At 68.1% G+C, this 11,120-nt stretch carries 10 protein-coding genes; 7 read left to right on the top strand and 3 right to left on the bottom strand.

The window, feature by feature from the left end; translation table 11 throughout:
- Window positions 1–59 precede the first annotated feature (59 nt).
- Complete coding sequence (locus RCAP_RS13135) at window positions 60–497, bottom strand: RbsD/FucU family protein (protein ID WP_013068361.1); 438 nt, start codon at window positions 495–497, stop codon at window positions 60–62.
- Window positions 498–929: 432 nt separating this feature from the next.
- Between RCAP_RS13135 and RCAP_RS13130 the strand changes: the two genes are divergently transcribed.
- A complete protein-coding gene (locus RCAP_RS13130; RefSeq protein WP_013068360.1) occupies window positions 930–1,418 on the top strand; it encodes a hypothetical protein in 489 nt (162 codons plus the stop codon).
- 7 nt (window positions 1,419–1,425) lie between these two features.
- Here RCAP_RS13130 and RCAP_RS13125 read toward each other — a convergent pair whose 3' ends face one another.
- On the bottom strand, window positions 1,426–2,280 hold the full coding sequence (locus RCAP_RS13125; protein ID WP_013068359.1) for a universal stress protein: 855 nt from the start codon (window positions 2,278–2,280) through the stop codon (window positions 1,426–1,428).
- Between the two features lie 181 nt (window positions 2,281–2,461).
- Here RCAP_RS13125 and selD point away from each other — a divergent pair, with 181 nt between their 5' ends.
- Complete coding sequence (selD, locus tag RCAP_RS13120) at window positions 2,462–3,526, top strand: selenide, water dikinase SelD (protein ID WP_013068358.1); 1,065 nt, start codon at window positions 2,462–2,464, stop codon at window positions 3,524–3,526.
- 2 nt (window positions 3,527–3,528) lie between these two features.
- Here the strand turns inward: selD and RCAP_RS13115 are convergent, their stop codons facing one another.
- Entirely contained in the window at window positions 3,529–3,993 is a 465-nt protein-coding gene (locus tag RCAP_RS13115; protein WP_013068357.1) for an Lrp/AsnC family transcriptional regulator, read from the bottom strand.
- A 110-nt stretch (window positions 3,994–4,103) separates the two neighbouring features.
- On the opposite strand from RCAP_RS13115, the gene putA reads away from it, so the two are divergent.
- The 5 genes from putA to RCAP_RS13090 all read left to right on the top strand — a co-directional run bounded on the left by putA (window position 4,104) and on the right by RCAP_RS13090 (window position 11,062).
- A complete protein-coding gene (putA, locus tag RCAP_RS13110; RefSeq protein ID WP_013068356.1) occupies window positions 4,104–7,487 on the top strand; it encodes a bifunctional proline dehydrogenase/L-glutamate gamma-semialdehyde dehydrogenase PutA in 3,384 nt (1,127 codons plus the stop codon).
- Window positions 7,488–7,554: 67 nt separating this feature from the next.
- The gene (pccA, locus tag RCAP_RS13105; RefSeq protein ID WP_013068355.1) at window positions 7,555–8,043 is read left to right on the top strand and encodes a cbb3 -type cytochrome c oxidase assembly copper chaperone PccA; all 489 of its coding nucleotides are present in this window, start codon (window positions 7,555–7,557) and stop codon (window positions 8,041–8,043) included.
- Window positions 8,044–8,135: 92 nt separating this feature from the next.
- The gene (locus RCAP_RS13100) at window positions 8,136–9,284 is read left to right on the top strand and encodes a CaiB/BaiF CoA transferase family protein (RefSeq protein WP_013068354.1); all 1,149 of its coding nucleotides are present in this window, start codon (window positions 8,136–8,138) and stop codon (window positions 9,282–9,284) included.
- Window positions 9,285–9,314: 30 nt separating this feature from the next.
- Complete coding sequence (locus RCAP_RS13095) at window positions 9,315–10,472, top strand: aminodeoxychorismate synthase component I (protein ID WP_238530199.1); 1,158 nt, start codon at window positions 9,315–9,317, stop codon at window positions 10,470–10,472.
- Entirely contained in the window at window positions 10,412–11,062 is a 651-nt protein-coding gene (locus RCAP_RS13090) for an aminotransferase class IV family protein (protein WP_037091844.1), read from the top strand. Before RCAP_RS13095 ends, RCAP_RS13090 begins: the two co-directional genes overlap by 61 nt.
- The last annotated feature ends 58 nt before the right edge of the window (window positions 11,063–11,120 follow it).

Below are 11,120 nucleotides of genomic sequence, written 5' to 3'. Positions count from 1 at the left end.
TCCCCCGGCGCTTCGGGAGTGTGACCGCCCGCAAGTCCCCGCTTGCGGGCGGTTCCTTGTCACGCCTGCGGACGGATCACGCCCTTTTTCAGGATCAGGCAGCCGTAAAGCCGGGTCTCGCCGGTGGCGACGATGGCAAAGGCCTGTTTCGACCGGGCGTAGAAATCGAACCGCTCGACCCGGCCCAGTTTCGCCGCCGGGCCTTCGTGACGCGCCAGAATGGCGCGGAAATCGGCGAAGATCGGCTGTTCGGCCGCGGGATCGCCCACCACCTCCATGTGAAAGGCGGCTTCCGGCACGAAATCATCAAGCGGCATCACCGAGAGAATCGCGTCCATCACCTGCGTCGCGCTCAGGCCGGGCATCCGGATCAGCTCCTGCGCGCAGCTTTCGGCGGGAAAATTGGCGTCGACGATCACGATCTCGTCGCCGTGGCCCATGGCGCGCAGCGTGTAAAGCAGATCCGCCGTCAGGATCGGGTCGATGTTCTTCAGCATGGTCTCACCTTGTGTTCGCGGGCGGCGCGGGGCCGGACCCGCCGCGATCAAAGACCCGCGGCGGGCAAAGCGCAAGGGTTTGTGCGCCCCCGCCCGGTGCTTTGGGGTGCCGCGGCGCAGCAACGAATTCCTTTGACAATCGATGGGTTGGTGAGGGAACCTGACTCACCCTAAGGGCGAGTGCGCTTGCCCCGGGACACAAGAGAGCATCCGCCCGTCCGGTCTTTGATACGGGCGCGGCAGGGGCCGGGGACTTCGAAAGGCCGGGCCAGAACGGTTCGGAACGGCCGAGCGCCGCCAGAAACCGAAGGCCATTTGCGCGGACCATCTGCGATGTCGCGACCATGATCTGCCCGGGGAGGGGCCTGATATGACGGTTCACTGCATCTATCAACCAAAGGTTGCACCCACCCCCGACCCGGAGGCCTGCGGATGACCGGCCCCTTTGCCGAGATCGTCGCCCGGCTCGAGGCCGGGCTTGCCGGGCACGAGCCCCTGCCGCGGCTGGACCGGATCATGGCCATGGCCGAGGAAATCCTGGTGACCTGGCTGATGCGCTGCGGCATGGGGGCGGCACCGGGCCTGGTCGAGGGATCGCTGCTGTTGTCGCTGCACCGGCAAAGCTGCCATTGCCAGCCGGGCTTCGACGCCAGCCGCGAGCTGTGCCGCGAGATCGTCGCACGGCGCAATGTTGCCCTGCTTTACCCCGAGGACGCCGCGCAGGCGCATTGGGAGATGGCCGGGAAAGTGCTGCAGCTTGCGCGCTTCGTGGCCGATGTGATGCCGCCCGCGCCGACGCCAGAGGCCGTCGCGGCACAGGAACGGGCGGCAGATCTGACCGCCTGCCGCTGCGCCGCCCCGACGCTTCCTGCCCCCACGCTTCCCACTCCTGACCTGCGCGAGGAGGCGCGGGCCTGTTAGCGCGGGATCAGCGGATCAGCACCACCGGCACCTTGCAGGCGCGCATCGTGGCGGTGGTGGTCGAGCCGATGATCAGGCTGCGGATCCGCGAATGGCCATAGGCGCCCATCACCAGCAGATCGAATTTCTCTTCCTCGGCCAGTTTGCGCAGCGCCGCCTCGGGCTGGCCCGCCAGAACCGCGGTTTCCGCCGCGATCCCCGCCGCGGCCAGCATCGCCTGCGCGGCCTCGAGCCCCTTTTTCACCTCGGGCGTGGCCTGCCCCACCGCGGCGATCTGCACCGAAAGCCCGGGGAACAGCGTGCTGCGCGACAGGTGATCGACCGCCTTCATCGCCGAAACGCCGCCGTCATAGGCGACCAGCACCCGCTCGATCGGCTTGAAAGCGCGCGAGGCGACAAAGACCGGCCGCGCACAGGAGCGCACGATCCGTTCCAGATTGGCGCCCAGATGGTCCATCGCCTGATCGGCATCCTCGCCGCGCTTGCCCAGAAGGATCACCCGCGCCTCGGCCTCGAAAGCCTGCACCGTGGCCAGCAGATCGCCCTGCCGCAGCTCGGCCGAAATCTCGGCGACGCCCGCCTTTTCCAGCAGCACCCGCGCATCCTCGATCAGCGCGCGCCCATGCGCCGCCATCAGCCGCGCCCGCTGCGCATCCAGCGCGGCAAGTTCTTCCATCACGCCGCTGCGGGCGCCCAGGGGCGCCGGATCGGCCGGATCGGTCAGCGCCGGGGCGCCGCCGGGGCGCAGCACATGGACCAGCTGCACCGGCGCGCCGGTGCGTTTCGAAATCCAGGCCGCATGGTCGCACACGCTTGTGGCGTAGATCGAGCCATCGACGAATGCGACGATCTTCCCGGTCATCTGTCCTCCTGACGGCGGCACCGTGCGACTCTCGCACCACCGGGCCGCGCCGCCGGATACACGGCTTTGCGGGCAAATCCAAGCCGGGACGGGGACGCAGCTCAGGTTTTGCGCAATCATGCTTGGCCCGGCGCGGGGCTGCGCCTATAAGCGCGCAGTTTCGGCGCCACAGGAGTTCGCGATGACCGACACCGCCCCGAAGACCGAGCCGCGGCTGACCTCGCTCTCGCACGGGGGCGGTTGCGGCTGCAAGATCGCGCCCGGGGTGCTGGAGCGGATCCTCTCCGACACTGTCGTGCCGCTCGTGCCCAAGGATCTGATGGTGGGGATCGCGACGGCCGACGATGCCGCGGTCTGGCGACTGAATGACGGCCAAGCCCTTGTGGCGACGACGGATTTCTTCATGCCCATCGTCGATGATGCACGCGATTTCGGCCGCATCGCCGCGACGAATGCGCTCTCGGACGTTTACGCCATGGGCGGGCGGCCGATCCTGGCCTTGGCGATCGTGGGGATGCCGATCAAGGTTCTGTCCGAGGCCACGATCGGCGCGATCCTGAAGGGCGGGGCCGAGGTCTGCGCCGCGGCGGGGATTCCGGTGGCGGGCGGGCATACGATCGATTCCGCCGAGCCGATCTATGGGCTGGTGGCGCTGGGCCTTGTCCATCCCGACCGGGTCAAGACGAATGCCGGGGCGCGGCCGGGCGACGTGCTAGTGCTGGGCAAGCGGATCGGCGTCGGCATCCTCTCGGGCGCCTTGAAAAAGGGCCAGCTGCCGCCCTTTGCCGAGGCCGAGCTGATCGCCTCGGTGACGCAGCTGAACACGCCCGGCGCCGATCTGGGCGAGATCGCGGCCGTGCATGCGATGACCGATGTGACGGGCTTCGGCCTTGGCGGCCATGGTCTTGAAATGGCGCGCGGATCGGGCTGCGACATCGAGATTTGCTGGGCCGCCGTGCCGCGTCTGCCCGGGGTGATGGAGGCCGCCGCCGAGGGCCATCTGACCGGCGCTTCGGGGCGCAACTGGGCGAGTTATGGCGCCGGGATCGACCTGCCCGCGGATCTGGGCGATCTGGACCGCGGGATCCTGACCGATCCGCAGACCTCGGGCGGGCTTCTCGTCGCCTGCGCGCCCGAAGCGCTGGGGGAGGTGCTTGCGACCTTCCGCCGTCACGGCTTCGATCACGCCGCGGCGGTGGGCCGGGTGCTGGGGGAAAGCGCCACGCCGCGGCTGCGCATCGTCTGAGCTCACAGGCTGGGGCTGTTCTGCTCCACCACCGCCTCCATCGCGACATAGCTTGAGGTTGCCGCAACATGCGGCAGTGCCGAGAGCTTTTCCCCCATGATCTTGCGGTATTCCGCAATGTCATGGCTGCGCACCTTCAGCAGGTAATCAAAGCCGCCCGCGATCATGTAGCATTCCTCGACCTCGGGGATTTCGCGCACGGCGGCGTTGAATTGCTCCAGCGCTTTTTGGCGCGTGTCGTTCAGCCTCACCTCGACATAGGTGACATGGATCAGCCCCAGCCGGATCGGCGAGAGCATCGCCCGGTAGCCGGTGATCAGGCCCATCTCCTCCATTGCGCGGATGCGGGCGGCGACCGGGGTTTTCGACAGCCCGACCTTGCGAGCAAGCTCGGTGACCGGGATGCGCGCATTCGCGCAAAGCTCGTGCAGGATGCGCCGGTCGGTGGCGTCGATCAGGTCGGTCATGGTCTTGGCCCCTTTTTGGTCGGATCGCCTGTGATGATGGCCTTGAATGGTCACATCGTCCAGCGCCTTGCTGGTATCATCGGGGAAACGCCCAAGGAGTGCCCCGACCCATGACCGACCTTTCCGCCCTTGGCCCGAAGGCCAAATTCGCCCCCGAGGCCGAGGTTCTGCAGGCGCTTGTCGCGCAGGCGGCGCTGCCGCAGCCGCAGCTTGACCGGATCGCGGCACGCGGCGCCGATCTGGTGGCGCGGATCCGGGCCGAGGCGAAGCCGAGCCTGATGGAACATTTTCTGGCGCAATACGGGCTGTCGACGCGCGAGGGCGTGGCGCTGATGTGTCTGGCCGAGGCGATGCTGCGCGTGCCCGACACCGCCACGATCGACGCGCTGATCGAGGACAAGATCGCGCCCTCGGACTGGGGCAAGCATCTGGGCACGGCGGCCTCCTCGCTGGTCAATGCCTCGACCTGGGCCCTGATGCTGACGGGCAAGGTGCTGGATGACGGCGCGGGCGGCATCGCGGGCACGTTGCGGGGCGCCATGCGGCGGCTGGGCGAGCCCGTCATCCGCGCCGCCGTGGGTCAGGCGATGCGCGAGATGGGCCGGCAGTTTGTCTTGGGCGAAACCATTGAAAAGGCGCTGGAACGCGCCGAAAAGCGCGAGGCGGAGGGCTATACGTTCAGCTATGACATGCTGGGCGAGGCGGCGCTGACGGCGGCGGATGCCGAGCGTTACCGGCTGGCCTATGCGCAGGCGATCACGGCGATCGGCAAGGCCGCGACCCGGGGCTCGATCGCGGCCAATCCGGGGATTTCGATCAAGCTTTCGGCGCTGCATCCGCGCTATGAGGTGGCGCAGGAGGCGCGGGTCATGGCCGAGCTGGTGCCGGTCGTGCGCGATCTGGCGCGGGCGGCGGCGCGGGCGGGGATTGCGCTCCATATCGACGCCGAGGAACAGGACCGGCTGGCCTTGTCCCTGCGGGTGATGGCGGCGGTGATCGCCGATCCCGAGACCGCGGGCTGGGAGGGCTTTGGCGCCGTCGTGCAGGCCTATGGCAAGCGCGCCGGGGCGGCGATTGACGCGCTCGCCGCGATGGCACGGGCGGCCGGGCGGCGCATCAACATCCGGCTGGTGAAGGGCGCCTATTGGGATGCCGAAATGAAGCGCGCCCAGGTCGAGGGGCACCCGGGCTTTCCGCTTTTCACTTCGAAAACCGGGACCGATGTCGCCTATATCTGCCTGGCTGCGAAGCTCTTCGGGCTGAACGACTGCATCTATCCGCAATTTGCGACGCATAATGCGCATACGGTCGCGGCGGTGCTGGAGATGGCGGCGGGCCGCCCGTTCGAGTTCCAGCGCCTGCACGGGATGGGGGCGCGGCTGCATGACATCGTGCTGCGCGAGACCGGCGGGCGCTGCCGGATCTACGCGCCGGTGGGGGCGCATCGCGACCTGCTCGCCTATCTGGTGCGGCGGCTTTTGGAGAACGGCGCGAATTCGTCTTTCGTGAACCAGATCGTCAATGAAAGCGTGCCGCCTGCCGAGGTCGCGGCCTGTCCCTTTGCGGCGCTGCCCACGGCGCGGGCGCCGCGCGGGCTTCTGGCGCCTGCGGATCTGTTCGGCGCGGGACGGGTCAATGCGCAAGGCTTCGATCTGAGCGACCCGGAGGTTCTGGCGCGGATCGAGGCGGCGCGGGATGTGACCCTGCCCGATGCGGCGCCGATCGTGGCGGGGCCGGTCTCGGGCACCTTGCGCCCGGTGCGGAACCCGGCCACCGGCGCGGTCGTGGCGCAGGTGACCGAGGCCGATGCGGCGACGGTGGCTCTGGCGCTGGACGCCGCGCAGGTCTGGTCGGCGCCCGCCGCCACGCGGGCCGCGGTGCTGTGCCGCGCTGCCGATCTGTACGAGGAAAACTTCGGCCCGATCTTTGCCGCCTTGGCGCAAGAGGCGGGCAAGACCTTGGGCGATGCCGTGTCGGAACTGCGCGAGGCTGTTGATTTCCTGCGCTATTATGCGGCAGAAGGGGCGGCGGATACGCGCCCCCCGCGCGGTGCCGTGGTGGCGATCAGCCCCTGGAACTTTCCGCTTGCGATCTTCACCGGGCAGGTCGCGGCGGCCCTGATGGCGGGGAATGCGGTGCTGGCCAAGCCCGCCGAACAGACGCCGATCATCGCGGCGCTGGCGGTGCGGCTGCTGCATCAGGCCGGGGTTCCCGAGACGGCGCTGCAGCTTTTGCCGGGCGATGGCCCCACCGTCGGCGCCGCGCTGACCCGCGATCCGCGCGTGGCGGGCGTGGTCTTCACCGGCTCGACCGAGACCGCGCAGATCATCGCCCGTGCCATGGCCGCGCATCTGGCGCCCGGCACGCCGCTGATTGCGGAAACCGGCGGGCTCAATGCGATGGTCGTCGACAGCACCGCGCTGCCCGAACAGGCGGTGCGCGATGTCGTCGCCTCGGCCTTCCGCTCGGCCGGGCAACGCTGCTCGGCGCTGCGCTGTCTTTACGTTCAGGACGATATCGCCCCGCATCTGATCGGGATGCTGAAAGGCGCGATGGAGGAGCTGGTTTCGGGCGATCCGGCGCGGCTTTCGACCGATGTCGGCCCGGTGATCGACGCCGAGGCCAAGGCCGGGATCGAGACCTATCTGGCCGCGAACAAGGCGCGCATCCTGCATCGCAGCACCGCGCCCGAGGGCGGCCATTTCGTCGCCCCGGCGCTGCTGCAGGTCGGCGGCATTGCCGATCTGGAGCGCGAAATCTTCGGCCCGGTGTTGCATCTTGCAACATTCGCCGCCGAGGATCTGCCCGCGGTGATCGCGGCGATCAATGCGCGCGGCTACGGGCTGACCTTCGGGCTGCATTCGCGCATCGATGCCCGTGTCGAAACCGTGGCCGAGACGATCCGGGCGGGCAACATCTATGTGAATCGCAACCAGATCGGCGCGGTCGTGGGCAGTCAACCCTTTGGCGGCGAGGGGCTTTCCGGCACCGGCCCGAAAGCGGGCGGGCCGCTCTATCTGAACCGCTTCTACGCGCCAGAGCCTGTCGTGGCGGTCGGCGGCTGGACAGAGGCTGCAACGCCCATCCTGCCCGAAGCGAGAGAGACGCAGCTGGACGAGATCTTCCTGCCCGGCCCGACGGGCGAGCTGAACCGGCTGACGCGGCATCAACGCGGCCCGATCCTCTGCCTTGGGCCGGGGGCCGAAGCAGCTTCGGCGCAGGCGGCGGCGGTTGTGGCGCTGGGCGGGCAGGCGGTTCAGGCAAGCGGGGCCGTGTCCCCCAAGGCTTTGGAAACGCTGACACCTTTGGCCGGTGTGCTGTGGTGGGGCGCGGCCGAGATGGGCCGTGCCTATGCGCAGGCGCTGGCGGTGCGGCCCGGGCCGCTGGTGCCGCTGATCACTGCCAAACCCGATCTGGCCCATGTTGCGCATGAACGCCATCTCTGCGTCGACACGACGGCCGCGGGCGGCAATGCGGCTTTGCTGGCCGGGTGACTTGCCCTTTGCGCCCGCCTGCGGCACTTTGCAGCACCGCCTGCGGGCGCGATCAAGGGAGAGAAAGATGATCGGAAAACTTTCGGCGCCGCTTTGCGCGCTGATGCTGGCGCTGATGCCGATGTCGGGGCAGGCGCATGAGGCCCATGCCGGGGCGCTGACGATCATCCATCCGGCGATCCCGGCGGTGATGCCGGGGGCGCAGGCGGCGGCGGGCTATTTCACCATCGTCAATGCGGGCGACAGCGCCGACCGGCTGACCGCGGTCGAGGTCGATTTCGCCGCGATGGCGATGATGCATTCGAGCGAGACCGATGCCGCGGGCGTGACCCGGATGATCGATGTCGGCGCGGTCGAGGTGCCCGCGGGGGCGACGGTGAAACTGGCGCCGGGCGGGCTGCATGTGATGTTCATGGGGCTGACCGCGCCGATCGCCGAAGGGGTGATGCTGCCCGGAACCCTGGTCTTCGACCATGCGGGCAAGGTGCCGGTGGAGTTCATGGTGACGACGGCGGGCAAGGCGCCCGACATGTCGGGCCACAAGATGACCCCCTGAGATCCATGCCTAAAAGGCATATCTGGCGGTGAAAACGGCGGTCGATCTGGCCGCCGTCCCGGGCTAGGAAGACGGCAGCAAGGGAGGGTCCGATGTCCGATGCGCCGCTCAAGGGGCTGAAGGTGGTGGAACTGGCGCGGATACTCGCCGGTCCCTGGATCGGTCAGGTTCTGGCCGATCTGGGCGCCGAAGTTGTAAAAGTGGAAGCGCCCGAGGGCGACGACACCCGCCGCTGGGGCCCGCCCTTCATCGAGCGGCTGCGGTCTGATGGCACTTTTGAAACCGTGGCCGCCTATTTTCATGCCGCAAACCGGGGAAAAACCTCGGTCACATGTGACTTTTCGAACATTGACGATCTGGCGCGGCTGAAACGGCTGATCGCCGAGGCCGATGTGGTGATCGAGAACTTCAAGCTGGGCGGGTTGAAAAAGTTCGGTCTGGATTACGAGAGTCTGGCCGCGGAAAACCCCGGTCTGGTCTATGTCTCGGTCACCGGGTTCGGGCAGACCGGGCCGCGGGCGGCGCAGCCGGGCTATGATTTTCTGGTGCAGGGCCTGTGCGGGATCATGGATCTGACCGGCCCGAAGGACGGCGAGCCGCAAAAGGTCGGCGTCGCCTGGATCGACATTTTCACCGGGCTTTATGGCGTCATCGGCGTGCAGGCGGCGCTGGCCGAACGGGCGCGCTCGGGGCGCGGGCAGCAGGTGGACATGAGCCTGCTCGATTGCGGCGTGGGGGTGCTGGCCAATCAGGCGATGAACCATCTTCTGGGCGGGATGGTGCCGCATCGTCTGGGCAATGCGCATCCGAATATCGTGCCTTATCAGGTATTTCCAGCCGCTGACGGGCATTTCATCATCGCTTGCGGCAATGACCGGCAGTTTCAGGCCCTGTGCAAGATGCTGGGGCTGAGCGCCGAGGCCGCGCATCCGGATTACGCGACGAATGCCGACCGCGTGGCGCATCGCGACGCGCTTTGCGCCCGCATCGCCGAGGTCACGGCGGCACGGCCGAAAGCTGATCTGATCGCGGCGATGGCGGCGGCGGGCGTGCCCGGCGGGCCGATCAACGACGTCTCCGAAGCTTTGGCCGAGCCGCAGATCGCGGCGCGCGGGATGAAGATCGCCCCCGAGGGCCTGCCCGGTCTGCGCACGCCGATCGTCTTTTCGCGCTCGGATCTGGCGCTGGACAAGGCCAGCCCGGCGCTGGGTGACGGTGCGTGGCATTTTTCTGTCGGTTGAGGCATTGCCGCGCGGCGAAACCCCGCTTTATTGGGGCGAAGTGAGCGCGAGGACGACGTGGCCAGCCTGAGTTTCGAATTCGACCGCGGTCCCGAGGGCCGGGCCGTGCGGTTTGCGCGGCCTTCCGCGCTGATCCGGGCCGAGAGCCTGGAGGACATCGGCCCGGCTTTCGAAGCCATCGCCCGCGCGCGCGCCGCCGGAAAATGGCTGGCGGGGATGCTGAGCTATGAGCTGGGATATGCCTTTTCGGCGAAACTTGCACCGCTGATGCCCGAAAACCGCGATGTGCCGCTGATGCTGTTTGGCGTTTATGACGCGCCCGAAGCGCCCTTGCCCGAAGCCGCGCCCGCCGCGGCGGTGCCGCAATTTTCGCCGACCGTTTCCCAGGCCGAATATCTGCAGGCCTTTGCCCGGGTGCAGGACTATATTGCCGCGGGCGATGTCTATCAGATCAACCTGACCTTTCCGCTGCAGGCCCGCTGGGACGGGGATGCGCGGGCGCTTTACGCGCGGCTGAAGGCGGCGCAGCCGGTGGGCCATGGCGTGCTGGTCGAAGCGGAGGATTTCGCGGTTCTGTCGCGCTCGCCCGAGCTGTTTTTCGCCATCGACGCCGCGGGGCGGGCGACGGTGCGGCCGATGAAGGGCACGGTGGCGCGCGGGGCAACACCCGCGGCGGATGCGCAGGCGGTGGACTGGCTGCGGGGCTCGGAGAAGAATCGCGCCGAAAACCTGATGATCGTCGATCTGTTGCGCAACGATCTGAGCCGGATTTCCGAGATCGGCTCGGTCCGCGTGCCCGCGCTTTACGACATCGAAACCTATGCGACGGTGCATCAGATGACCTCGACCGTCACCGCGCAGATCCGGCAAGGCGTTGATTTCGAAGCAATCTGTCAGGCGCTTTTCCCCTGCGGCTCGATCACCGGGGCGCCGAAGATCCGCGCCATGCAGATCATCCGCGACCTCGAACCCCGTCAACGCGGCGTTTATTGTGGCTCCATCGGCTGGCTTGCGCCCGCGGGCGGAATGGCGTTCAACGTCGCCATCCGCAGCCTGACCCTGCGGTCGGGCGTGGCGGTGCTGAATGTCGGCGGCGGGGTGGTGCATGACAGCGAGGGGGGGACGGAATGGGCGGAAGCGCTGAGCAAGGCGGCCTTCGTGACGGCGCCCCCGCCGATGTGCGGCTGATCGAGACGATGCTTTGGGCCCCGCGCGAGGGGGTGGCGCTGATCCTGCATCACCTGGCGCGGCTGGAGGCCGGGTGCCGCAGGCTGAACATTCCTTGCGATCTGTGGCGGGTCGAGCAAATGATCGAAACGGTCAGCGCCTCGGACCCGTTGCGGCTGCGGCTGACGGTGGGGCTGGATGGGGTGCCCGAGCTGACCACCGCGCCCCTGCCCAAGGCGAAAGCGCTGTGGCGGGTGGGGCTGGCCGAGGGGCGCGTGGCCTCGGACGATCCGTGGCGGCAGGTGAAATCGACCGAGCGGCATTTGTATGACCGGGTCCGGGCGGATCTGCCAGCGGCCTGGGACGAGGCGATTTTTCTGAATGAACGCAATGAGGTGGTCGAAGGCACGATCACCAATGTCTTTCTGTGGCGCGACAATCTTCTGTGGACGCCGCCGCTCGGCTGCGGCGCGCTTCCGGGCGTTTTGCGCGCGAAACTGCTGGCCACCGGCCGCGCGCGCGAAGCGGTTCTGCGCTGGCCCGATCTGGCCGAGGGGCGGCTTTTTCTGGGCAATGCTTTGCGCGGGCTGGTTCCGGCGGAAGTGATCTGAGCGCCAATCGAGAGGGATTCCAAATCGCCCCCCGCTGTGGCAGGGTCGGCGCCAACCG

Source organism: Rhodobacter capsulatus SB 1003 (assembly GCF_000021865.1).
GTDB classification, from domain to species: Bacteria; Pseudomonadota; Alphaproteobacteria; order Rhodobacterales; family Rhodobacteraceae; genus Rhodobacter; species Rhodobacter capsulatus_B.
Note: the sequence above shows the minus strand (reverse complement) of the source record. Positions and strands in the feature narration are given on the sequence as shown.